At 66.3% G+C, this 23,429-nt stretch carries 23 protein-coding genes and 2 pseudogenes; 8 read left to right on the top strand and 17 right to left on the bottom strand.

The genetic code is table 11. From position 1 onward, the window contains the following. Position 1: 1 nt before the first annotated feature. The 4 genes from moaD to QX048_RS24315 all read right to left on the bottom strand — a co-directional run bounded on the left by moaD (position 2) and on the right by QX048_RS24315 (position 2,540). Positions 2-253 (bottom strand): molybdopterin converting factor subunit 1, encoded by a 252-nt coding sequence (moaD, locus tag QX048_RS24330; protein ID WP_315754458.1) that lies wholly within the window; start codon positions 251-253, stop codon positions 2-4. Next, positions 250-891: a CDP-diacylglycerol--glycerol-3-phosphate 3-phosphatidyltransferase gene (gene pgsA / locus QX048_RS24325; protein WP_315754456.1), complete on the bottom strand. Its 642-nt coding sequence runs from the start codon at positions 889-891 to the stop codon at positions 250-252. The genes moaD and pgsA overlap by 4 nt, the downstream gene beginning before the upstream one ends. Positions 892-1,146: 255 nt before the next feature. Continuing rightward, on the bottom strand, positions 1,147-1,482 hold the full coding sequence (locus tag QX048_RS24320) for a GIY-YIG nuclease family protein (RefSeq protein ID WP_315825374.1): 336 nt from the start codon (positions 1,480-1,482) through the stop codon (positions 1,147-1,149). 104 nt (positions 1,483-1,586) lie between these two features. Continuing rightward, positions 1,587-2,540, bottom strand: a complete 954-nt coding sequence (locus tag QX048_RS24315) for a zinc-binding alcohol dehydrogenase family protein (protein ID WP_315713605.1) — start codon at positions 2,538-2,540, stop codon at positions 1,587-1,589. A gap of 51 nt (positions 2,541-2,591) precedes the next feature. On the opposite strand from QX048_RS24315, the gene QX048_RS24310 reads away from it, so the two are divergent. Then, on the top strand, positions 2,592-3,080 hold the full coding sequence (locus QX048_RS24310) for a MarR family winged helix-turn-helix transcriptional regulator (RefSeq protein ID WP_315713604.1): 489 nt from the start codon (positions 2,592-2,594) through the stop codon (positions 3,078-3,080). A gap of 12 nt (positions 3,081-3,092) precedes the next feature. Here the strand turns inward: QX048_RS24310 and uvrC are convergent, their stop codons facing one another. Beyond that, complete coding sequence (gene uvrC / locus QX048_RS24305) at positions 3,093-5,156, bottom strand: excinuclease ABC subunit UvrC (RefSeq protein WP_315825373.1); 2,064 nt, start codon at positions 5,154-5,156, stop codon at positions 3,093-3,095. A 243-nt stretch (positions 5,157-5,399) separates the two neighbouring features. Here uvrC and QX048_RS24300 point away from each other — a divergent pair, with 243 nt between their 5' ends. Beyond that, the gene (locus QX048_RS24300; protein WP_315713602.1) at positions 5,400-6,035 is read left to right on the top strand and encodes a porin family protein; all 636 of its coding nucleotides are present in this window, start codon (positions 5,400-5,402) and stop codon (positions 6,033-6,035) included. A gap of 256 nt (positions 6,036-6,291) precedes the next feature. Here QX048_RS24300 and QX048_RS24295 read toward each other — a convergent pair whose 3' ends face one another. From QX048_RS24295 to QX048_RS24280, 4 genes and pseudogenes are all read right to left on the bottom strand, one after another. Further along, complete coding sequence (locus QX048_RS24295) at positions 6,292-6,507, bottom strand: cold-shock protein (RefSeq protein ID WP_006612991.1); 216 nt, start codon at positions 6,505-6,507, stop codon at positions 6,292-6,294. A gap of 252 nt (positions 6,508-6,759) precedes the next feature. After that, positions 6,760-7,620, bottom strand: coding sequence for a 23S rRNA (adenine(2030)-N(6))-methyltransferase RlmJ (locus QX048_RS24290; protein ID WP_315713601.1), 861 nt, complete (start codon positions 7,618-7,620; stop codon positions 6,760-6,762). A gap of 134 nt (positions 7,621-7,754) precedes the next feature. Beyond that, positions 7,755-8,459: pseudogene (locus QX048_RS24285) on the bottom strand (ribonuclease T2 family protein). A gap of 132 nt (positions 8,460-8,591) precedes the next feature. Further along, complete coding sequence (locus QX048_RS24280; RefSeq protein WP_315713599.1) at positions 8,592-9,056, bottom strand: hypothetical protein; 465 nt, start codon at positions 9,054-9,056, stop codon at positions 8,592-8,594. Between the two features lie 168 nt (positions 9,057-9,224). Between QX048_RS24280 and QX048_RS24275 the strand changes: the two genes are divergently transcribed. Both QX048_RS24275 and QX048_RS24270 read left to right on the top strand, forming a co-directional pair. Then, the gene (locus tag QX048_RS24275; protein ID WP_316166178.1) at positions 9,225-9,530 is read left to right on the top strand and encodes a hypothetical protein; all 306 of its coding nucleotides are present in this window, start codon (positions 9,225-9,227) and stop codon (positions 9,528-9,530) included. An 83-nt stretch (positions 9,531-9,613) separates the two neighbouring features. Further along, complete coding sequence (locus QX048_RS24270; protein ID WP_315754445.1) at positions 9,614-10,162, top strand: DUF3617 domain-containing protein; 549 nt, start codon at positions 9,614-9,616, stop codon at positions 10,160-10,162. Between the two features lie 46 nt (positions 10,163-10,208). Here the strand turns inward: QX048_RS24270 and QX048_RS24265 are convergent, their stop codons facing one another. From QX048_RS24265 to QX048_RS24245, 5 genes are all read right to left on the bottom strand, one after another. Further along, the gene (locus QX048_RS24265) at positions 10,209-11,201 is read right to left on the bottom strand and encodes an NAD(P)H-quinone oxidoreductase (protein ID WP_316187097.1); all 993 of its coding nucleotides are present in this window, start codon (positions 11,199-11,201) and stop codon (positions 10,209-10,211) included. An 18-nt stretch (positions 11,202-11,219) separates the two neighbouring features. Continuing rightward, a complete protein-coding gene (locus tag QX048_RS24260; protein ID WP_316200727.1) occupies positions 11,220-12,425 on the bottom strand; it encodes an ABC transporter substrate-binding protein in 1,206 nt (401 codons plus the stop codon). An 82-nt stretch (positions 12,426-12,507) separates the two neighbouring features. Next, positions 12,508-13,359 (bottom strand): fumarylacetoacetate hydrolase family protein, encoded by an 852-nt coding sequence (locus QX048_RS24255; protein ID WP_316200728.1) that lies wholly within the window; start codon positions 13,357-13,359, stop codon positions 12,508-12,510. A 31-nt stretch (positions 13,360-13,390) separates the two neighbouring features. Then, positions 13,391-14,914, bottom strand: a complete 1,524-nt coding sequence (locus QX048_RS24250; protein ID WP_315825367.1) for a bifunctional 3-(3-hydroxy-phenyl)propionate/3-hydroxycinnamic acid hydroxylase — start codon at positions 14,912-14,914, stop codon at positions 13,391-13,393. A 69-nt stretch (positions 14,915-14,983) separates the two neighbouring features. Then, complete coding sequence (locus QX048_RS24245; protein WP_315754435.1) at positions 14,984-15,775, bottom strand: DNA-binding transcriptional regulator; 792 nt, start codon at positions 15,773-15,775, stop codon at positions 14,984-14,986. Between the two features lie 140 nt (positions 15,776-15,915). On the opposite strand from QX048_RS24245, the gene QX048_RS24240 reads away from it, so the two are divergent. Then, positions 15,916-16,899 (top strand): VOC family protein, encoded by a 984-nt coding sequence (locus QX048_RS24240; RefSeq protein ID WP_315825366.1) that lies wholly within the window; start codon positions 15,916-15,918, stop codon positions 16,897-16,899. 13 nt (positions 16,900-16,912) lie between these two features. Here the strand turns inward: QX048_RS24240 and QX048_RS24235 are convergent, their stop codons facing one another. The 3 genes from QX048_RS24235 to QX048_RS24225 all read right to left on the bottom strand — a co-directional run bounded on the left by QX048_RS24235 (position 16,913) and on the right by QX048_RS24225 (position 19,704). After that, complete coding sequence (locus tag QX048_RS24235; protein WP_315713591.1) at positions 16,913-18,301, bottom strand: ATP-binding protein; 1,389 nt, start codon at positions 18,299-18,301, stop codon at positions 16,913-16,915. A 126-nt stretch (positions 18,302-18,427) separates the two neighbouring features. Further along, complete coding sequence (locus tag QX048_RS24230) at positions 18,428-19,159, bottom strand: response regulator transcription factor (protein ID WP_315825365.1); 732 nt, start codon at positions 19,157-19,159, stop codon at positions 18,428-18,430. Then, on the bottom strand, positions 19,156-19,704 hold the full coding sequence (locus QX048_RS24225; RefSeq protein WP_315754431.1) for a MarR family winged helix-turn-helix transcriptional regulator: 549 nt from the start codon (positions 19,702-19,704) through the stop codon (positions 19,156-19,158). Before QX048_RS24225 ends, QX048_RS24230 begins: the two co-directional genes overlap by 4 nt. Before the next feature lie 346 nt (positions 19,705-20,050). Between QX048_RS24225 and QX048_RS24220 the strand changes: the two genes are divergently transcribed. The 3 genes and pseudogenes from QX048_RS24220 to QX048_RS24210 form a co-directional block, all read left to right on the top strand. Beyond that, positions 20,051-21,130, top strand: coding sequence for a branched-chain amino acid aminotransferase (locus tag QX048_RS24220; protein WP_315825364.1), 1,080 nt, complete (start codon positions 20,051-20,053; stop codon positions 21,128-21,130). A 363-nt stretch (positions 21,131-21,493) separates the two neighbouring features. Then, on the top strand, positions 21,494-23,053 hold the full coding sequence (gene hisS / locus QX048_RS24215) for a histidine--tRNA ligase (RefSeq protein ID WP_315754427.1): 1,560 nt from the start codon (positions 21,494-21,496) through the stop codon (positions 23,051-23,053). Between the two features lie 124 nt (positions 23,054-23,177). After that, positions 23,178-23,384 (top strand): annotated as a pseudogene (locus QX048_RS24210) (tautomerase family protein); the annotation flags it as partial. Positions 23,385-23,429 lie beyond the last annotated feature (45 nt).

Below are 23,429 nucleotides of genomic sequence, written 5' to 3'. Positions count from 1 at the left end.
GTCAGCCGCCGGTCATCGGCGGGAAGAACGCGATCTCGCGGGCGCCGGCGATGGCCGCATCCGGCTGCACATGGGTCTGGTCGATCGCGGTGCGGATCACCTTCGGCCTCTCGAACGCATAGGCGTAGCCCTCGCCGCGCGTGGTGAGCCAGGCGATCAGCTCGCTGACCGTGCGCACGTCCGCCGGCGGCTCGATCGTCTCCTCGGCCTTGCCGACGCGCTCGCGCACCCAGGCGAAATACTTCACCTTCATCGCGAGTCCGCCTCGATGAGGTGGTGGATGCCGGCGCGGAAATAGTCGTAGCCGGTGTAGATGGTGAAGACCGCCGACAAGCCGAGCAGCCAAATTCCGATCCCGCTCACGATCGGGCCAACGGCCGTCGAGATCTGGGCGACCGCCGCATCGCCGGCCTCGCCCGCGAGCAGGAAGCCGATTGCCACCAGTTGCATCGTGGTCTTCCATTTGGCGACCTTGGTCACCGGCACCGAGACGCGCAGCGCGGCGAGATATTCGCGCAGGCCCGACACCAGGATCTCGCGGCACAGGATCACGATGGCCGCCCACAGCGACCAGTTCTGGATGGTGCTGTCGGCGGCCAGCATCAGCAGGCAGGAGGCGACCAGAAGCTTGTCGGCGATCGGATCGAGCATACGGCCGAATGCCGATTGCTGGTTCCAGATCCGCGCGAAATGACCGTCGAGATAGTCGGTGATCCCAGCCGCAATGAACACCGCGACGGCGACCCAGCGGAGCCACAAAGGATACATCCAGACCGACTGCGCGTAGATGCAGCCGACCACGACCGGTATCGCGGCGATGCGCGTATAGGTCAGGATGTTCGGCAGGGACGTCGACGTCTTGCTGGGCACGCGTGTGGTCGCAATATTCATCCGGTGTACCAATACTGCCGCCGTTCGGACGTCAACCTCCGAGCCGAGCCGCTTCGGCAGGATGACGCAGATATGACGCGAATCGCAACGAAGTCTTGCGGAGATAGGAACTCTTGCGCATGCGGCAACGCGACCCGCAACGCTTCATTAAGCAACCGGACGCGGTCGCGCCAGTGCGCAGATCGGCGGGCGCGACGCACGGCTGGGACCTTGTTGCGGTGCAGTGACGGCTGCGCGAAGGCTTGAGCGAAAGCCTCAGATCGCCTCCGCGCCATGCACCGCGCACCAATGCGCCTGGCGTTCCGCGAACACGCGGTCGCGCACAAAGGTCAGCGTTTCGTCGTCGAAGGTCTCGATCACCTCCAGGCTGAACGACCCTTCGCCATGGGCGGCCCAGGCCGCCTGCAACCCGCCGCGGCGGTGGCCGCCCTGGCGCAGGGTGAACCACAGCCGGTTCTGGATTTTGTCGAGATCCGGCGCGCAGCCGACCCAGCGCTGGCCGGTGGCGGCGCAGGTCACGGCGAAGATGCCGGCAGGTGTCTTGCGTTCCTTATAGGCGGCGACGGCCGCCTTGCGCTGGTCGGGGGTCATGGTGGGGCTCCACTTTAACCCGGGTAATTAGCGTATATTTTTATCCGGGTAAATTGTTTTTGCCGACAGCCTGCCAACTCGTCGTTTTTTTGCTGTCCCGGCTTTCACATGGTGAGCACGACGCGGCGGGTGGCATCATCCCTGGCCCAATTGCGTTCGATCGCGTTCAGCGGGATCGGATCGGCCGCGATCTCGAGCCGGGCAGGGATGGCCGCCTGCAACAACTCACCGGTGAGCGCGATCAGACGCTCGAGCGGAATGCTGCCGATGCCGCTGCCCATCAATTCGATGGCTGATGCGCGCAGCACCGCGCTCGGCAGGGTGATGTCGCCGCTGCTGATGGAGCCGATCTGGACGAATCGGATCGGTCTCGCCTCCGCGCCCGCCTTGGCCGCTGCCATCAGCAGCCGCTCGGCGCTGGCGCCCCAGAGATAGTCGAGCACGACGTCGACACCCCCGGCGAAATGGGGCTTGAAACGTTCCTCCAGCGCGTCGCCATCGCCGACCAGGGGAATGACCGCGTCGGCGCCGAGCGCGGTCAGGGATTGCAGCGTCGCGGCGTTGCGCCCGGTCGCGATCACCTTGGCCGCACCGAGATGCTTGGCGATCTGAACCGCGAGCCGACCGGACGTTCCAGTGGCGCCATTGATCAGCACGGTGTCGCCGGCGCGGAGGTGTGCGCGCTCGCGCAGCGCCGCCCAGGACGACAGGCCAGGATTGGCGATTGCCGCCGCGGTGACGTCATCGAGATCATCGGGCAAGGCGAGGCATCGCGCCTTCGGCACCACCGTCTTTTCGGCCATGCCGCCATGGGGGGCCCTGGGAAGCACGAAGTAGACCCGGCTGCCGTCCTCACAGCGGCCGACGCCATCGATCCCAGCCACAAAGGGAAACGCGCCGGTTGAGCTGTAGTGCGTGCCGGAGGCGCGGGCCTTGGTGATCTGGCTGATCGCTGCGGCGGTCACGGTGATCAGATGCTCGTCAGGAGCAGCGATCGGGTTGGCGAAATCGGCGTAGACCGGCGGCTGCCCGGCTTTCTGGACAATAGCGGCTTTCATGGTGGAGCTCCGGATTATATGTGTATAATGCACATATATCCGGAGGGACTGATGTCGCCAAGGAATAATGTGCAAAATACACATATAAGTGAGCAGCTCCGCGTCCTGCACGGGGCGCTGCTCGACATTGTGGCCGTGATGAACCGGCCGCAGCGCGACGAGGCGCTGATCAGGGAAGCCGGCATCGCGCTCGACCGCGCGCTGTTTCCGCTGCTGGTCGGAATCGAGCGATTTGGCCCGATCGGTGTGGTCGAGATGGCGGATCGGGTCGGGCGCGACTACACCACCGTCAGCCGCCAGGTCGCCAAGCTCGAGAGCCTCGGGCTGGTGGCACGCCAGGCCAGCGCCGCGGACCGGCGGGTGCGCGAGGCGGTGATCACGCCGAAGGGCAAGGCCATGACCGACCTCGTCGACGCTGCGCGCGAGCGGATCGGCCGCGCCATCTTCGAAAGCTGGGAGATCCGCGATGTGGATGAGCTGGTGCGGCTGATGCGGAAGTTCGCCGATGCGGTGAAGCAGGAGCCGCCGGCTGCGGCTTGAGCCGCGATCGGCTCAGCTCGCGTTGCTGTGAAAATACTCGAAAATCTTCCGCGCGCTTTCGGCGCTCACGCCCGGCACCTTGCCGAGATCGGCGATCGAGGCGCGTTCGATCTCCTTCAGGGTGCCGAAATGGTGCAGCAGCGCGCGCTTGCGCGACGGGCCGATGCCGGGGATCTCCTGCAGGCCGGCCTCGCGGATGTCCTTCTTGCGCAGCTTGCGGTGCGAGCCGATGACGAAGCGATGTGCCTCGTCGCGCAGCCGCTGGATGAAATACAGCACGGGGTCGCGCGGCTCGAGCTTGATCGCCTCCCGCTCCGGGATGAACAGCGTCTCGCGGCCGGCGTCGCGATCGGGGCCCTTGGCGACCGACATCAGCGCGACATTGGTGACGCCGAGCTCGGTGAAGATCTCGCGAACGGCATTGAGCTGGCCGCGGCCGCCGTCGATGATGACGAGGTCCGGCCATTGCGGCACGTCGTCCTCCTTGGCCGCGCGGGCGACATCCTTCTCCGACGGTGACACCAGCCGCTTGAAGCGGCGCTGCAGCACCTCCTTCATCATCGCGTAGTCGTCGCCGGGCGTCAGCCCTTCCGACTTGATGTTGAACTTGCGGTACTGGTTCTTCATGAAGCCGTCGGGGCCGGCGACGATCATCGCGCCGACCGCGTTGGTGCCCTGGATGTGGCTGTTGTCGTAGACCTCGATGCGCTTCGGGACCTGCGGCAGACCGAGCGTCGTCGTCATCGCCTCCAAGAGGCGGCTCTGCGTTGCGGTGTCCGCGAGCTTGCGGCCCAGCGCCTCGCGCGCATTGGTCAGCGCATGGATGACGAGGTCCTTCTTCTCGCCGCGCTTCGGGCAGGACACCTCGACCTTGTGGCCGGCCTTGACGCACAGCGCCTCGGCGAGCAACTCGGCTTCCTCGATCTCGTGCGACAGCAGGATCAGCTTCGGCGGCGGCTTTTCGTCGTAGAACTGCGTGATGAACGCCGACAGCACCTCCTCCGGCAGATAGCTCTTCTCCGCGCGCGGGAAGTAGGCGCGGTTGCCCCAGTTCTGCCCGGTGCGGAAGAAGAACACCTCGACGCAGGAATAGCCGCCCTCCTGGTGGATGGCGAACACGTCGGCTTCCTCGACCGTGCGCGGATTGATGCCCTGCTGCGAGGAGATCGCCGACAGCGCCGCGAGGCGGTCGCGATAGACGGCGGCAGTCTCGAATTCGAGCTCGCCCGACGCCTTCTCCATTTCGGCCGCCAGCAGCGCCTTCACCGCCTGGCTGCGTCCGGACAGGAAGTCGGTCGCCTCGCGCACCAGCTCGGTGTAGCCGGGGAAGTCGATCTCCTGGGTGCAGGGCCCGGCGCAGCGGCGGATCTGGTGCAGCAGGCAGGGGCGGGTGCGGCTCTCGAAGAACGAGTCGGTGCAGGAGCGGATCAGGAAGGCGCGCTGCAGCGCCGTGATGGTGCGGTTGACGGCACCGGCCGAGGCGAACGGACCGAAATAGCGCCCCGGCCTGGACTGCGCGCCGCGGTGCTTGAGGATCTGCGGCGCCCAATGGTCGCCGGTGATGAGAATATAGGGAAACGACTTGTCGTCGCGCAGCTGCACGTTAAAGCGCGGCTTGAGCTGCTTGATGAGGTTCGCTTCGAGCAGCAGCGCCTCGGTCTCCGTGGTGGTGGAGACGATCTCGACCGTCACGGTGGCTGCGATCATGCGCAGGATGCGCGCCGGCAGCGGCGCGTTGGCACGCGCATAGGACGACAAGCGCTTTTTGACGTTCTTGGCCTTGCCGACATAGAGCACGTCGTGCGCCGCGTTGAGCATGCGGTAGACGCCCGGCGAGGTCGGCGCCAGCCGCACCGCGTTCTCGATCGCCGCGTGGCCGATCGCAAGCGGACCTTCGCCGACCGCCTCCAGGCTCTCCTCGGCCAGCTCCGGCAGCCGGCCGTCATCGTCCTCGTCCGCAGCCGATGCGGCGGGATCGAGGTCGGGCGTGTCGATGGTCTCGGGCGGCAGGTCGGCCGCGCCACGCCGGCTCGGGGGCGTCGGCGCCTTGGGTGGATCGGAGCTGTGGGTGGTCATGTCCGCAAACTAAGCGCTGCCGCGCCGTCTCGCCAGCTTGCGATGGCGCCATGCACAGGGCAGGGCGGTAACGCTTCGTTAAGCACGTTAATGGCCGGGTAACCCGGCTTAACAACGGCTTAACCTAAAACTCTCGATAAATGCTCACGAAAGAAGCGAGAGTTCCGTAACCACGCCGGCCCGCGCACCACAGTCGCGCGGCGCAGGCTCCGGCGGGTGACGGCGAGTGGCGTGGAGTGAGCGATGAACAGGTTCTTGGTCGGTGCTGCCGCCGCGGCGGGCTTGGGCGCGGCGGCTCTCGGATCGGTCTCGGCCCAGGCGGCGGATCTCGGCTACGGGCGCGGCGCGCCCTATACCGTGAACCAGCCCCTCAACGCCTACAGCTGGGCCGGGCCCTACCTCGGCGGCACGCTGGGCTATGAATGGGGCACCGTCGGCAACAACCCGACCAAGCCGTCCGGTCTCACCGGCGGCCTGACCGCGGGTTACAATTGGCAGAACGGCCCGTGGGTGTTCGGCGCCGAGGGCGACATCAACCTGACCGGCGCCAATGACACCTTCGCCCCGTGGAAGTTCTCGAACCCGTGGTTCGGCACATTGCGCGGCCGCGCCGGCTACGCCTTCAACAACATCCTGTTCTACGGCACCGGCGGCCTCGCCTTTGGCGGCCTGCGCGCCGAGACCTTCGGTCTTTCGGAATCGCACACCACGGTGGGCTGGACGCTCGGTGCCGGCACCGAGTTCGGTCTGGCACAGAACTGGACCGCCAAGATCGAGTATCTCTACGTCGATCTCGACAGCAGCAATTTCGTGATCACGGGGGCGAAGAACGACTATCGGTTTGGAATTGTGCGCGCAGGCATCAACTTCCACTTCTGATGGCAACGAGGGAATAGGAAGAAGAAACGTCCAACGACAACCTCCCGGCCGCTCGCGTGGCCGGGATTTTTTTGTCGGAGCGCTCTGTGCAATCTGGCAGGCGCGCATCACTGCGCGCGGCCTGCACGTACGAGCCGGCAATGCTGTGCACGCGAGCAGGCGCTGCCGACAGCTTCCAAACCAGCGAAGAGGTGGCGTCGAGGCGCGCCCGGCTGCAATCATGCCGGCGCGTGAACCACCGCCAGGCGGGCTCGCCCTAAGACGACAGCACCAGGTTCACCGCTTTCGGGCCCTTGCCCTTCTTGTCCGGCTCGACCTCGAAGCTGATCCGCTGTCCTTCGGTCAGGTCCTTCAGGCCCGCGCGCTCCACCGCCGTGATGTGCACGAACACGTCGCGTCCACCGTCGTCCGGCTTGATGAAGCCGTAGCCGCGTTCGCCGTTGAAGAACTTGACCGTCCCAGTCATGGCCATCGGGAAACTCCTCCCCCGCAATGCTTCCTCCACTGCGCGCCCTGCGCAGCGTCCGACCGGACATCACTTTGATCGGAAAGCGTTGGCCACCTTAACGCCCAGCGCTCGCCGCGCCGGATCGCCGGATCTTGTTAGGCCTTGATCACCCCGCCGCAACCATTCGCGGAAGCGGAACGTAAAGCCAGTCTTACAATCTGACACAATAATACGGTTCCGCGCCGATTGACTACGGCTTTTCGACCAGTCGCCGTTTCAAGCTTTGGGGAATTCGAGTCGGAAGCGCGCCGCGCCGCCTTGGCCGAGGGGCTTCTGCAGTTCCTGCAGGATGAGCTTCAGCTCGTCATGTAATGTCCAGGGCGGGTTGACGATCAGCAGCCCGGTCGAGGTGAGCGCCTCGCCTTCGATCTGCGGCGCAACACTGAACTCGATCCGCAGCACCTTGCCCGGCGGCTTGGCCGCGGCTGCGAGCGCCGCGACACGATCGCTCAGCTCTTCCGTCGCACGCCGGCTCTTGGCGGGATACCACAGCACGTAGATACCGGTGGTCCACTTCGCGAAGGCCGCGGCGAAGCGATCGGCGAGCCGCTCGAACTCATCCTTCGCCTCGAACGCCGGATCGATCAGCACCACGCCCCGGCGCTCGTTCGGCGGCACGAAGGCGGGCAGGGCGACCCAGCCGTCGAGATCGACGACACGGGCCTGGGTGTCGCGGCGCAACTGATCGATCAACTGCTTGCGGGGGATCGGCGCGAGCTCGCACAGGGTCATGCGGTCCTGCGGCCGCAGCAGCGCGCGCGCGATCAGCGGCGAGCCGGGATAGGCGACCAGCTCGGCCTTGGGATTGAACGATCGGACGATATCCAGATAGGGCTGGACCAGCGCATAGGCCTGGTCGGACAGCCGCGCCTGCAGCACGCGGGCGATGCCGGTGAGGTACTCGCCGCTGCGCGTCGCCTCGTCGCCGGTGAGGTCATACAGGCCGGCGCCGGCATGGGTGTCGATCACCCGGAACGCGGCGGGCTTCTCCTGGAGGTAGACCAGGATGCGCGTCAGCACGATGTGCTTGATGACGTCGGCGAAGCCGCCGGCGTGGAAGGCATGTCGGTAGTTCATGCCATCCGGTTACGCCGTTCCGCGTCAAAAGGGTACCCCGTCGATGCGCCGGATGCCCTCCGGAGAGCCGCGGATGAGCGCCGCCGCAGGAGGCGCCGCAGGCCGACGCGCTGCGTCGCCCCGATTCGCAGCCGCTAGCCGCCGCGGACCGGCGGCATGTTGACCTCGTCGCGCCGGCAGGCCTGCCGGTCGATCTCGTCGCAGTTGCGAAACTCCAGATCCTTCGACAGACAGATCCGGACCTCGCTCAGCCTGGTGCGATTGCAGGTGACGGCAATGCCCGATGTCGTGAGCTTGGGGTTGGCCTTGATGAAGGCCTCCTCGATCGCCGCTGGCGCCACCGTCTTGGCCTCCGCGAGATCGAGGAATTCCGGGGGGATCTTGATGGCGGCGCGGGCCTTGCGGATGGCTTCGAAATAGGCCTTCGCCGACACGCCGGCGCAGGTGCCGTGCTTGTCCCACTCGTTGTAGATCAGGCCCGGCGCCGGCATCAGGTCGAGCATCGAGGTCATGATGTTGCGCGGCAGGCGCGGCGCCGGCTGCTCGCAATATTCGGGGTAGCCGTTCTCGTATTGCGGCCACAGCCCGTGCACGACGAACGATTACGGTCGGCCGCTGCATTGCTGGGACCGGCTGCCGCGACCGCCGCGCTCCTCGGCTTCGGCGCAGTACGAGGGCGACCACGACAACGAGAGAACGTAGAAGTCGAACGCGCCCGGCGCATTCTGGCGGCGGTCCTGCGCCTCGGCGGCGCCAGCCGTGAGCACGCCGAGCAAGAGGGCAAAGCAGGCGATCGTTCTGGACAACAGGACGGCAGGTCGGCACAGGCAATCGAACATGGCGTACTCCCCGGACAATGCCAGGAGCCTACCAGTGCGCTGGAACATTTCAAGAACAAAAATGGCTGCCCCGAGGCAGCCATTCGTCAGCCGGCCGCCCGCGCGAGCGGCCGATACGCCGGGAAAGGCGAATCAGGGCTTGGCGGCGCGGCAGGCCGGATTGAAGGCCCAGTTGCGATCGAGGCCGACGACGCAGAACTCGACGCCCTGGTCATAGCCGGCGAAGCCGCCATCCTCGATGATCGAGAAGTTGACGGTGCGCGCCTTGCCGTCGCTGATCATCACGCTGCCGGTGCAGAAGCGACGCGGAATGTTGTCGGACTGCCAGGGCCGGAAGGCGATCTCATGGACATTGGCGACGCCGGTGATCGTCAGCGAGGAATTCCAGAAGGTGCTCTCCTTGTCCTGGAATCGCGAGACGATGGTCGGAATGGCCGCCTCGCAAGGCGCGACCCGGCCTTCATATTTCGGACCGGACAACCAGAAGTTCATCTCGAGCGGGTTGGCGGCCTGAGCCGGGGCGGTGGCGACGATGGCGGCAAGCAGCGCGCCACAGGCGGCGCCGAACATCTTGAAAGGTGAGCTGAAGTCGCGCATGGGCCGTCCGCAAGGCTGATCCGGGAGCGTGGACCGTGCCGCGGCGGCCACAGGAGGTCAAGTGCAACGCGGCAACACTCCACGATTAGTCCTGTTAACGCGAGGCCGGTGTTCTTTTCTTGACCGGACAGGACCTTTAGAATGGCGGGCCAGATCGAGGAGAATGCAATGCGGACGCTGATGGCCGGATTCGTGAAGACTGCAGGCCTCGTGGCCACTGGGATGGTGCTGGTTGCGGCATCCGCCCAGGCCGACGTGGTGCCGCCCTTCAAGGGCAACGACACCGGCGGCATCATCGCCTTCCAGCTGGCCCAGACCACGGATGCGCGCCAGCTCGCGGTCGATCATTGCGCCTCCTACGGCAAGGTCGCGAAGTTCCGCGCCGTCGATGCGCGCTACGGTGGCTACGTTTCGTTCGCCTGCCGCTGGGTGCCCTATGGCTCGGCGCAGCGGCCGCTGCGGACGCTGTACTGACCTTCCATCAACTGCCGTTCTCCCAATTGCCATTTTTCTGCGGCATTCGCTCCGGCATCGATCAACGAGCCGGAACGGGGCATATGACCTGCACACGCATCGCAATTGGGCTGTTGGCCTGCTGCCTCCTGGGCGTGACCGCGAGCCATGAGGCACGGGCCGTCGACCTACCGGTGCGCAAGGCCGGCCTGTGGGAGCTGAAGATGATCAGATCCGGCGGTCAGCTGCCGGAGGCGACGATGCAGCACTGCACCGACGCGGCCACCGACAAGGAGATGAACAACTTCGCCTCGCCGATGGCGCAGCAGGTCTGCTCCAAGCAGGACATCCAGAAGACCGCGACCGGCTACGTCTCCGATTCGGTCTGCAATTTCGGCGGCATCAATACGACGTCGCATGCCGACATCACCGGCGACTTCAACTCGGCCTATACGGTGAAGACGATGTCGCGCGTCACGGGCGGCGCCGCCGGCACCGGGGTGAAGGACACCGCGATGACGATCGAGGCCAGATGGCTCGGCGCCTGCAAGCCCGACCAGAAGCCCGGGGACATCGTGATGCCCGGCGGCATGAAGATGAACGTCAAGGACATGGCCAAGCTGAAGGCCCTGATCCCGGGCGTGAAGCAGTAGGCGGGCGCTCGTTGCGCGTGGCGGGCGCAGCGACGTGGATCGTCGCTCATTCGCGGACGTTGAGCATGATCTTCCCGATGTGCCGGCCCGTCTCCATGCGTTCGTGCGCATCGGCTGCCTCGGACAGGCGATAGGTGCTGTCGATGTGCGGCCGAATGGCCGTTCCGAGCAGGGACGAGATGCGCTGCCGCAGCTCGCTTGCGAGGCGGCGTTTGATATCGAGTGACGTCGACCGCAGGAATGCGCCGGTGATGCTGGCCCGGCGCGCCATCAGGCTGCGCAGCGGCACCGCCAGCTCCTTGCCATGTCCGGCCGAGAGCAGGGCGATCCGTCCGCCCATCGCGAGCGCCGCAAGGTCCTGCGCAATGTGAGCGCCGGCGGAGGTGTCGAGGATGCAGTCGACCCCGCGCTTCCCCGTCGCCGCGCGGATCTGCTCGGCGAGATCGGGATCGGCATAGTCGAACACGGCGCTGCAGCCGAGCCCGAGTGCCAGGGCGCGCTTCTCTGCGGTGCCGGCGGTGGCCATGACGGGATGACCCAGCGCGCGCAGGAGCTGGATCGCGATCGTGCCGACGCCGCTGCTTCCGCCATGAATCAGGGCGGTCTCGCCGGGCATCATGCGCATCAGCTCGAAGAAATTGAACCAGGTCGTGAACAGCGCTTCGGGTAGGCCGGCGCCTTGGATCAAGTCGAGGCCGCTCGGCAAGTCCAGTGCAAGATGCTGATCGGTGGCGACGTATTGCGCGTATGAACCGCCGTCGGTCAGTGCGATCACCGCTCTACCCAGCCGTTCCGGGGAAACGTTGGCGCCGCAGGCCACGATGCGCCCCGAGGCTTCCAATCCCGGTATGGGATTGGGCTCCCGCGACGGCCCGGCAGCGCGCTGGTTGCAGTCATGACGGTTGATGCCGGCGGCTGCGACCTCGATCAGCACATCGTCTGGTCCGAGGCGCGGGACCGGCCAGTCCTGTCGCTCCGACAGGACCTCCGGGCCGCCCGCGGCGGTGATGATGACGGCGCGCTGATCGTCCGGAATCATGCTTGGTCGCTCATGTGCTCACTTGCCGACCAGGCTGCACTTGCTGCGGTCGAGCGGGCGAAACGCCTGATCGGGGGCGATCTTCGTCACCAGCTTGACGAAGTCCCAGGGGCGCTTCGATTCGGCGGGGGTCTTGACCTGGACCAGATACAGGTCGTGCACCATGCGCTGGTCGTCGCGGATCTGGCCGTGGTCCGCATAGGCATCCGAGACCGGCGTGGCCTTCATCCGGACCATCACCGTTGCGCCGTCGTCGCTGTCGGCATCCTTCACCGCCTGCAGATAGTGCCGCACGGCCGAATAGACCCCGGCCTGGATCTGTGACGGCATCGCCTTCCGGCGCGCGTAGAACGCGTCGGAGAAGCGGCGCGCGGCGGGGGAGGCATCCTCGAAGAAGCTGGTGACGATGAGATCGCCCTGCGTCGCCTTGAGGCCGATGGCTTCGATGTCGACGTTCTGGAACGACATCGGCACGATCTTCATGCCCTGGGCCGCAAGCCCGAATTCCTCGGCCTGCTTGATGGCCGTGGCATTGTCGCCGGCGACGTTGAGCGCCAGGATCTTGGCGCCGGAGGCCTGGGCCTGCAGCAGGAACGAGCCGTAATCCGGCGTGCCGAGCTGCGCCTTGACGCTGCCGGCGACCGTGCCGCCGAGCTCGGCGATGCGGGCGCGCGCGGTCGCCTCGACCGAATGGCCGAACGCGTAGTCGCCGGTGATGAAGAACCACGGCTCCTTGCTGGTCTGCATGATGCCCGAGACGACGGCTGTCGCGGTCGAATAGGCGTCGTGCGTCCATTGCACCGAGGTCGGGGCGCAGGCCTCGTCGGTGAGCTGATTGGCGCCGGCCCCGGAGATGAGAAAGATCTTGCCGTTGCTGCGCACCAGTTCCTGGACGCCAAGGGCCGCGCCGGAGCTGCCGCCGTCGGCGATCGCCTGCACACCGTCCTGCTCGAACCAGCGCCGGGCGATCGCGACCGCGATATCCGGCTTGTTCTGATGGTCGGCCTGAAGGATTTCGATCGGCCTGCCGTTGATCTTACCGCCAAATTCCTCAGCGGCCATCCGGGCCGCTTCCACCGAGCCGGGCCCCATCGCGGTCGCGAAGATGCCGGTCATGTCGGTGAGCACACCGATACGGATGGCACCCCCCTTGATTTCGGCCTGCGCGGATGAGCTTGCAAGCAGTAGCAGGCCAGCGATGCTGGATCTGAGACAGCGCGACATGATGATCCTCCCCGGATTTGAAGATTTGGCTTTTTGTCGTGTTTGATTGGTGCGCCTCGCGGTTCTCCGCGAGGCGGAAACGTCAGGCTTCCAGTTCGGCAGTCACGGGATTGCGCAGCACGCCGATGCCCGAGATCTCGACCTCGACCGTATCGCCGGGCTTCATGAACAGAGGCGGGGTGCGCTTGAAGCCGACGCCTCCCGGCGTGCCGGTGACGATCACGTCCCCCGGCAGCAAGGTCATGATCGTCGAGCAATAGACGATCAGATCGGGCACGTCGGTGATGAGGAGATCCGTGGTGGTCCGCTGCACGGTCTCGCCATTGAGGCGGGTCTGCAGCGTCAGCTTGGACGGGTCGGGAATTTCGTCGGCGGTGACCAGCCAGGGGCCGAATGCGCCGGACCGGTCGAAGCTCTTGCCCGACAGGAATTGCGACGTGTGGCGTTGCCAGTCGCGGATGCTGCCTTCATTGTAGCAGGAATAGCCGGCGATGTGCGTGAGCGCGTCCTCGCGCCGGACATGCCGGCCGGCTTTCCCGATCACGAGCGCGAGTTCGCCCTCATAGTCGAAATGATCGGAGACACCAGGGCGAATGACCGGTTGCAGATGTCCGACCTGGCTGGTCGGAAAGCGCGCGAACAGCGCGGGCTTCTCGGTGACCGTTCGTCCGGTCTCGGCGACGTGGTCGCGATAGTTCAGGCCGACGCAGATGATCTTGCCGGGATCGGGGATGACGGGCGCGAAGGTGATCGCATCGAGCGGATAGTCGGGCTGTTCGGAGGTGAGCAGCGCGGCGGCGTCGCGAAGCGCATCCGCCTCGAGCAGCGCGCGCAGGCTCTTCGCCGGCAGCCGCCGGCCGAGGTCGACGACACCGTCTCCCTTCACGGCGCCGTATCCGGGACGCCCGTCGATCACAAAGGAAACCAGCTTCATACGTGAACCCTCTCAAAAAGAACGGAAACGCTCAGGCCGCGCTCGGCGGCGGTGCGAGGAAGGCGAGGCCTGACAACAGCGCCGCGGGATCTTGGCCCGTGCGGACAGCACCCAGGATGTAGCGGTCGGGGCGCATCAGCACGGCGTCGAAGCCGTGCTGATCGAGCCAGCCGTCGAGGCCGCCAGCTTCCTCGCCGCAAATGACGGCGACGTCGGCGGCCGTCAGGCGGGCATGATGCTGCTCGATCATTGCGGTCCCGAGACCGGACCGGCATAGCAGCGCGAAGCGATAGCCGACGCGGTCGTCGCTGCGGCCGTGATCACGGCTGCGGAATTGCGGCGCCAGCTTTCCCGTCATGCTGCGTTCGCCGCAGGCAAGGCCCGGGCCGAGCACTGGCTTCTGCACGTCGAGCTTGAGCTGGCCGTCGCCCTGTGCCGTGCCGGTCGCAAGCGCCGCCTCGACCGCCTTGGTGTTGATCAGCCCACCCAGCCGGATCGCGAGCTCGATGAATTCGCGCACATGCGGCGCGCGCTCACTCTGATAGGTGTCGAGAAGATCAGGCGTCGCCTTCCCGGCAATCACAAGCGCCAGCTTCCATGCGAGGTTGGCTGCGTCGCGAATGCCGGCACACATGCCCTGACCGAGGAAAGGCGGGGTCTGATGCGCGGAATCGCCTGCGAGCAGGAACCGTCCGGCACGCCATTGCTGGGCGACCGCGGAGTGGAATGTGTAGACGGCGGCGCGTTCGATCTCGGCCTCTGCGGGCCGGAGCCAGGGCGAGAGCAGCTCCCACACGCGCGCCGGTTGGGTGATCTCGACCGCGTCCTCGTCGGGATGAACCGTGATCTCCCACCGGCGCCGGTTGCCGGTGCCGCGAATATAGGTTGCGGGACGCTGCGGGTTGCAGTGCTGGACGCTGAAATCGCCGAGATCGGGCCGCTCCTCCCTCAGCAGCACGTCGCAGACGAGCCAGCGCTCGTGAAAGCCGAGATCGTCCAGCGCCGAGCCGATGAAGCGGCGCACCAGCGAACGTGCACCGTCGCAGCCGATGACATAGGCGCAGGAGATGTCGACGAGCCGGCCGGTGCCGAGGTCCTCATAGCGAACGCGCGCCCCCTCGCGGTCCTGCTCGAGCGCGAAGACATCACAGCGCGTGCGCAGCTCGACATGAGGCCAGCGCTCCAGGCCGGTGTTGAGCACGGCTTCGAGATCGGGCTGGTGAAAGCGGTAGCTCAGATTCCAGCCCATCGCGGTCGACTCGCTGGGGCGCGGCCAGTCGAGCAGCAATCGTCCCCCCGCATCGACGAAGCGCATGCCGGGACTCAATGTAAGGTGGGGCAGGATGGCGTCGGCAAGGCCGATGGTCTGGAACACGCGCATGCATTCGTCGTCGAAATGCACCGCGCGAGGCAAATGATAGGCCTTGGCTTCGCGCTCCAGGATCAGCGTGCGGATGCCGCACAGGCCGAGCAGGTTGGCGAGCGTCGAGCCCACGGGCCCGCGACCGACGATGACGACGTCGAAGCTTCCGGAATGTGCGACCATGTTGCTCATGGCCGCATCTGTTCCGCAACCGCCTCGCACCTTCAAGGCGCGGTCACGAACTGTCCGCGCAGCGGACGCTCAGGCCTGGACGGGGATCGCGGCCGCGGCGTCGCGCAATGGGGCCGCGTACTGAGCGACAGCCTCCTCGAGGGTCATGGCGGAGCGGATCCAGATGATCGAAATGCAGCCGAACACGACGTCGCCCCGCACGATCGGCACCGCGATCGACGACGTCTTCGGATTGAATTCGCCCTCGTTGCGGATCGCATAGCCGCGCTGGGACGTTTCCGTTATCATGCGCTGCAGCCGCTCGGGCGCCAGGAAGAAGAGGTCCTCGGCATCCTCGATGCGTCGCAGATGGTTGATGATGAGGTCCCGCTCTGCGGGCGGGCAGGCGGCCAGATAGGCCCGGCCGGCCGAGGTGTGCAGCATCGGCAGCCGCTTGCCGATCATGCTGCGGTCGATCGAGAGCGGGCTGCGCGCATGCGTGGTCTCCTGGATGACCATCGCGCCGTTCTCATAAGTCGACAGATCGACCGGCCAGATCAGGCTGCGGCTGAGCTCGGCGAGATAGGGCGCGGCGACCTGGCAGATGAAGATGCCGGGATCATAGCCGTCGCCGAGGCTCAACGCGTGGCGCGTGACCCGGAAGCGGTCGTCGCTGGCGCTGCGCGCGACATAGCCGAGTTCCTCGAGTGTTTCGAGCAACCGATAGACCGTGGGCCGCGGCAGATCGAGCTGGCGCGCCACGTCGCCGGCGCGAATGCCCCCGGACCGATTGACCGCGCGCAGCACGTCGAGCCCCCGCTTGAAGGCGCGGACACCCTCCGCAGGACGGGCCTGCGGAGATCGCGTCCGTTGCTTGGACACTTGGAAAATCCTCCCTGTTCTTCGTTTCCGTCCGCCGATACCGTCTTGAGAACGCGAGCCGGATGCAGGGGCGGCAGTCTACTGCAGGACCGCGCGGAGCTGATACGAAATTCCGCCCGCGCCTTTCGGGAGAAAACAAGATGGAAATAACGGCGCTCGGTTACATCGGCATCAAGTCGTCCCAAGCGGAGCAGTGGGGACGCATGGCGACCAAGCTCCTCGGGATGCAGCGCGTGGATCGCGCGGCCAGCGTGCAGGCCTATCGGATGGATGATCGCAAGCAGCGGCTGATCGTCGATGGCAGCGGCGATGGCGGGCTCGCCGTCATGGGCTGGGAGGTCGGCGACGCTGCCGCGCTCGCGCGGCTCGCGAGCCGTCTCGACGACAACGGCGTGAAGGTGGCCCGCGGTTCGCAGGCACTGGCCGACGAGCGTCATGTCAGCGAGCTGATCTGCTTTCAGGATCCCGCCGGCAACACGATCGAGGTGTTCTGGGGGGCCGCCGTCGCCTCGGATCCCTTCAGGCCGGGACGTCCGATCTCCGGCTTTCGCACCGGGCCGCTCGGCATGGGGCACGTCGTGCTCAACGTCGAGGACGTCGAGCCGCTGCTGCGGTTCTATCGCGACCTGCTCGGCTTCAAGGTGTCCGACTTCGGCCTGACGCCGTACAAGCTCTATTTCTTCCACGTCAACGGCCGTCACCACAGCTTCGCGATGGTCGGCTCCGGTCGCCGCACACTGCATCACTTCATGGTGGAACTAGGTAGTCTCGACGACGTCGGCCAGGGCTACGACCTGGCACAGCTCGACGACGGGCGCGTGGCCTACACGCTGGGCCGTCACACCAACGACCACATGACCTCGTTCTACGTCAACACCCCCTCCGGCTTCTTCATCGAATATGGCTGGGGCGGCCGGGTGATCGATCCCGCGACGTGGCAGCCGCATGAGACCTTCGACGGCCCGTCGCTGTGGGGGCACGAGCGATTGTACCTGCCGGACGAGCAGCGCAAGCGCATGCGTGACATGCGGCTGTCCGCCGCCGCACGCGGCGTCCGTGTGCCGGACCCACGCGTTCCGCCGCTGAACTGCGCCTGGCTCGACGCGGTGATCGCGCAGGAATGAGCTATGCGGCGCGCTACACCGGAATGCGCACGCTCGCCCGCAACCCGCCCATCGGGCTGTCGCCAAGGGTGATGTCGCCGCCATGGGAGCGGGCGATGTCGCGGGCGATGGCGAGGCCGAGGCCGGTGCCGCCCTCGTCCTGGTTGCGCGCGTCGTCGAGGCGCAGGAATGGCTTGAACACCTCCTCGCGCATGTCGGCCGGGATGCCCGGGCCGTCATCGTCGACGGTGATGGTGAGGTAGCGGTGGTCGCGATGGCCGGTGATGGCGATCGCGTCGGCATGGCGGGCGGCATTCGAGACGAGGTTGCCGAGGCAGCGCTTCAGCGCCTGCGGCTTCACGGTCACCACCGGCAGGCCGTGGAACGATACCGTGGCGGAATGGCCGTTGCGCTCGGCGTCGCTCCGCAGCTCTTCCAGCGCATTGGAGATGTCGGTCGGCTGCGCGATCTCGCCATTGTCGCCACGCGCGAAGGCGAGATAATCCTCGAGCATGTGCGACATCTCGTCGACGTCCTTGCGCATGGCGTCGATCTCGGGACTGTCGCCGAGCAGCGCCAGCTCCAGCTTGAAGCGCGTCAGGATGGTGCGCAGATCGTGGCTGACGCCGGCCAGCATCGCCGTGCGCTGCTCCAGGGTGCGCTCGATGCGCGCCTTCATCTCCAGGAAGGCGTGCGCCGCACGCCGCACCTCGCGCGCGCCGCGCGGCCGGAAGTTCGGCACCTCGCGGCCTTTGCCGAAGCTCTCGGCGGCGTCGGCGAGCCGCAGGATCGGCTTGATCTGGTTGCGCAGGAACAGCACCGAGACGATCAGCAGGATCGACGACGTCCCGACCATCCAGAACAGGAAGATGTCGGTGTTCGACGCATAGGCCGCGCCGCGCTGCGCGAACACGCGCATCACGGCATCATCGAGCGCGATGCGGATCTCGACCAGGTTGGAGCGGCCGACGGTGTCGATCCAGAACGGACGGCTGATCTGGCGGCCGATCTGGCTCGACAGCGACTGATCGAGCAGGTTGAAGAACGGTTTTGGCCCCGGCGGCGGCATGTCGCCGGCCGGCAGGAAGTCGACCACAAGGTTGAGCCGCTGCTGCGCGATCCGGCGCAGCATGGTGCGGTCCTTGTCCTGCGGATAGCCCTTGTAGATGTCGATCAGCGCGGCGACGTCCTGCACCACTGCGGCGGAGAGGCGTCGTGTCACCGTGTTCCAGTGCCGCTCCATGAACACGCCCGCGACCACCGTCTGCAGGATCACCATCGGCACGATCATGATCAGCAGCGCGCGCGCATAGAGGCCGGTCGGCATCCAGCCCTTGAACGCGTTGCCGACGATGCTGTTGGCGCGCGAGACGCGGCGGGATGCGGTGCGGATGAGGGTGAGGCCGGTGTCGAGCGTGCTCATGCTGGGACGCCCTCGCTGCTTCCGTCATTGCGAGGAGCGAAGCGACGAAGCAATCCAGAGTCATCGCGGGCCTCTGGATTGCTTCGTCGCGCTCGCAATGACGTCGAGACCTTCACCTGCACCGCCTCAGCCCGTCACCATCAGCCGATAGCCGATGCCGCGCACGGCTTGCAGGAACAGCGGGTTGGCCGGATCGCTCTCCAGCTTGCGGCGCAGGCGGTTGATCTGGACGTCGACGGCGCGCTCGTTGACGGTGCCGTTGCCGGTCAGCGCGCCGCGCGGCACGGTCTCGCCGCGGGCATTGGCGAGGATGCGCAGCATCTCGCGCTCGCGGTCGGTGAGGTGGACGATCTCCTCGCCCTGCTTCAGCTCGCCGCGCGCCAGATGATAGACGAACGGGCCGAACGCGATCTGCTCGACGACTTCCTCCGCCGGCGGCGGCGCGGCGCGCTTGAGGATGTTGCCGATGCGCAGCGCGAGCTCTCTCGGTTCGAAAGGCTTTGCCACGTAGTCGTCGGCGCCGAGCTGCAGGCCCTCGATGCGGCTGTCGGGCTCAGCGCGCGCGGTCAGCATCACGATCGGCACCGACGATTGCGTGCGGATGAAGCGGGCGAGGTCGAAGCCGCTTTCGCCGGGCATCATCACGTCGAGGATCAGGAGATCGAAATGCAGCCCGGTGAGCTTGGCGCGAGCATCGCTTGCGCTCGCCGCCGTGGTGACGCGATAGCCTTCGCCGCGCAGGAAGCGCGACAACAGATCGCGGATACGGCGGTCGTCGTCGACGAGCAGGAGATGCGGTGCATCGTCGGCCGGCGTCTGCGGCGGATGCGGTGCGATGGCGGCGATCGTCACGGTCACTCCTTGGCGGCGGCGACAGGCGTCTTGAAGATGGCTTCCAGCACCTTGTCCGGATCGTCGCGATCGATCATCGCGCGCAGGAACTGCCGGACCTTTTCGGCGCCGGCCGGCCCGATCTGCTCCAGCGCATGATCGATGCGCCGCGTCTGCAGCCCAGCCAGCTTGGCGACCAGCGCCTCGCCCTTCGGCGTGGCGAAAAGAAGGCGCTGGCGGCGGTCGTTGTTGCCCGTCTTCTGCACGATGTAGCCCTCGTCCAGCAGCTGCTTGAGCACGCGGCCGAGCGACTGCTTGGTGATGCGCAGAACGTCGAGCAGATCGGCGACCTTCAGGCCGGGATAGCGTGTGACGAAATGCATCACGCGGTGATGCGCGCGGCCGAATCCGAACGCCTCCAGCTCGTGGTCGGCATCGCCCACGAAGTCGCGATAGGCGAAGAACAAGAGCTCGATGATGTCCCAGCGCAGCGGCTCGCCGGCCGTCGCGGAGGGCTCAGCCGCGCGCAGCTCGGGGCTCAACGTCGGAGACGAGAAATTTATGTCAGCCATATTGACGTTTCTGCGGTTCAATGTTACAAAACAATCGCCCGCTGCGAAATTTTAGATCGTTTCATCGGCGGGCAATGGTCTCCAGGCGTGTCTCAACGGGCCGTAGGCAACCCCGACGGGCATCCTTGGGCGACGTATCGAACAACCGTGTGATGTCGAGCGGCATTTCGGCAAACCATACTGGACTTCCGCCGGGCGCAAAAGCATGTCCTGTGGTGGCATGCTTGCCCGGTGACCGGCTCAAAGCCGGTCGCGGCAGGTCCGAAATTCAGAAAGCCGACTGGCCCGATCGGACGGGGCGGCGCCAGAACTCGCGAATGGCGATCAGAGCGGGGGAAGCAAGGACATGACTTTGACATTCGACATCAAGCCGACGACGAACCCGACCTCCGACCAGGAGCGCGCGGCCAAGCTCGCCAACCCGGGCTTCGGCCGGGTGTTCACCGATCACATGGCCGTGGTCCAGTACAGCCAGGACAAGGGCTGGCACAGCGCGCGGGTCGAATCCCGCGCCAACTTCCCGCTCGATCCGGCCGCAGCCGTCCTGCATTATGCGCAGGAGATCTTCGAGGGCCTGAAGGCCTATAAGCGCGACGATGGCGGCGTGAACCTGTTCCGCCCCGATGCCAATGCCAAGCGGTTCTGGAATTCGGCCGAGCGCATGGCGATGGCGCAACTGCCCCAGGCGGTCTTCATCGAGGCGGTGGAGCAACTCGTCCGCATCGACCGCGCCTGGATCCCGGGCGGCGAGGGCAGCCTGTATCTGCGCCCGTTCATGATCGCCAACGAGGTGTTCCTCGGCGTGAAGCCGTCGGCGGAATACATCTTCGCGGTGATCGCCTCGCCGGTCGGCTCCTATTTCAAGGGCGGCGCGGCGCCGGTCTCGATCTGGGTCTCGGAGAACTACACCCGCGCCGCGGTCGGCGGCACGGGCGGCGTCAAATGCGGCGGCAATTATGCCGCGAGCCTCAAGGCGCAGGCCGAGGCGATCGCGCATGGCTGCGACCAGGTCGTGTTCCTGGACGCGATCGAGCGCCGCTATGTCGAGGAGCTTGGCGGCATGAACGTGTTCTTCGTGTTCGACGACGGCTCGCTGTCGACGCCGCCGCTCGGCACCATCCTGCCCGGCATCACCCGCGATTCCATCATCAAGCTGGCGCGCGACGCCGGCCGCGAGGTGCGCGAGGAGGCGTACTCGATCGACCAGTGGCGGGCGGACGCCAAGAGCGGCAAGCTGAAGGAGGCGTTCGCCTGCGGCACCGCCGCGGTGATCTCGCCGATCGGCAAGGTGTGCTCGGCGAGCGGCGAGGTCCTGATCAACGGCGGCGAGGCCGGCCCGGTCGCCATGGGCCTGCGCAAGCAGCTCGTCGACATCCAGTACGGCCGCAGCCCCGATCCGCATCATTGGATCCGGGATGTGAAGTAGGGGCTGGGCGCCCCACGGACGGTCGACTCCCCTCCCCCTTGCGGGGAGGGGTCGGGGGTGGGGGTCCCAGCAAAGACTGCCCGTGTGGACCCCCACCCCCAACCCCTCCCCGCAAGGGGGAGGGGGCGCACCGCAATCGGAGCGAATGCTCGGCTCAAATTCACAGGCCGCAGCCGAGCCAGCGCGCCCCGGGCCCAACCCTGCTTCGGGTTGCCGCACCCCGCCCTGACTGCTACCAACCGAGCCAACGCATTCCATCCCGTAGGGTGGGCAAAGGACCGCGACAGCGGGCCGTGCCTACCGTTCCGGTCTTTGTCAGCCGTGGGCACGCTGCGCTTTGCCCGCCCTACGTTCCGGTCCCAGATGTCCGACAAACCCAAGAAACCCCAGAAGCTGAAGGCGCGGCTGCCGCGCGGGCTGGAGGATCGCGGCCCCGCGGCGATCGCCGCCACGCGCGAGATGGTCGAGAAGATCCGCGCCGTCTACGAGCGCTACGGCTTCGAGCCGGTGGAGACGCCGGCGTTCGAATACACCGACGCGCTCGGCAAGTTCCTGCCCGACCAGGATCGTCCGAACGAGGGCGTGTTCTCGTTCCAGGACGATGACGAGCAGTGGATCTCGCTGCGCTACGACCTGACCGCGCCGCTCGCGCGCTACGTGGCCGAGAATTTCGACGCGCTGCCAAAGCCGTATCGCAGCTATCGCGCCGGCTACGTTTTCCGCAACGAGAAGCCCGGCCCTGGCCGCTTCCGCCAGTTCATGCAGTTCGACGCCGACACGGTCGGCTCCGGCTCGCCGGCGGCGGACGCCGAGATGTGCATGATGGCGGCGGATGCGATGGAGGCGCTGGGGATTCCGCGCGGCTCGTATGTCGTGAAGGTGAACAACCGCAAGGTGCTCGATGGCGTGATGGATGCGATCGGCATCGGCGGTGATGAGCACGTGGGCCGTCGGCTGACGGTGCTCAGGGCAATCGACAAGGCCGACAAGTTTCCGATTTCAGAGATCAAGAAGCTGCTCGGCGAGGGCCGCTGGGACGGCGGCGAGGTCGGCAAGGGTGATTTCACCAAGGGCGCGGGCCTGACTGAAAGTCAGATCGACGCCCTGTTGGCCTTCTTCGAGATGAAGGTCGCGGAGCCGCAAATCCAAGGTGAGGAGCAGGATCTGCAGTTCAACGCCCAGGTCTTGGCGAGCGTTGCTCAGCAGAAATTGTTCATGTCCTCGCCGGCCTATGTGGAAGGCGTCAACGAGCTGACCGAGATCGCCAGGCTGTGCAGCGCGGCCGGTTACGGTTACAGCCGCGTCCGCGTCGAACCCTCCGTCGTCCGTGGTCTCGAATACTACACCGGCCCTGTCTACGAAGTCGAACTCCTGCTCGAGACCAAGGACGAGAAGGGCCGTCCGGTGCGCTTCGGCTCGGTCGGCGGCGGCGGGCGCTATGATGGTCTCGTCTCGCGCTTCCGCGGCGAGCCGGTGCCGGCGACCGGATTCTCCATCGGCGTGTCGCGCCTGCAGGCGGCGCTGACCTTGCTCGGCAAGCTCGACACGCGCCCCGCCTTCGGGCCCGTGGTCGTCACCGTGTTCGACCGCGACCGCGTCGCCGACTATCAGAAGATGGTGTCGACCCTGCGCAATCACGGCATCCGCGCCGAGCTCTATCTCGGCAATCCGAAGAACATGGGCAACCAGCTCAAATATGCCGACCGCCGCAACGCGCCCTGCGTCATCATCCAGGGCTCGGACGAGAAGGCGCGTGGCGAGGTGCAGATCAAGGACCTGATCGAGGGCGCCAAGGCGGCCGCCGCGATCGCCTCCAACCAGGAATGGCGCGAGAGCCGCCCGGCGCAATTCTCAGCCAAGGAGGACGAACTGGTCGCCGGCGTCCGCGAGGTGCTCGCGCGCCACGACGTGAGCTGGGGATAACAAGACTCGTCATACGCGGGCTAGACCCGCGTATCCATCTCTTCAAACGACGCCATCGATTTCAGAAGATGGATCGCCGGGGCAAGCCCGGCGATGACGCAGCAGAGACAACAACAGGGAGCAACGAATGCCCGAGATCACCGTGAGCATGGCCGCCGGCCGCACCGACGAGCAGAAGGCCAACATGATGCGCGATATCACCAAGGCGCTGGTGACGCATCTCGGCGTCGATCCGGAAGCGGTGGTGATCCAGATCAACGAGGCGCCGCTGACGCACAAGATGAAGGGCGGCAAGACCTTCGTCGAGCGCCTGGCCGAGCAGAAGAAGTAGTTGGCCGTCGTCCTGGCGAAAGCGAGGCTATGACATCTGTCTCGA

Source organism: Bradyrhizobium sp. SZCCHNS30572, from assembly GCF_032484415.1.
Lineage (GTDB): Bacteria > Pseudomonadota > Alphaproteobacteria > Rhizobiales > Xanthobacteraceae > Bradyrhizobium.
The sequence above is the reverse complement of the archived record's forward strand: the minus strand, read 5'-3'. Positions and strand labels throughout refer to the sequence as shown.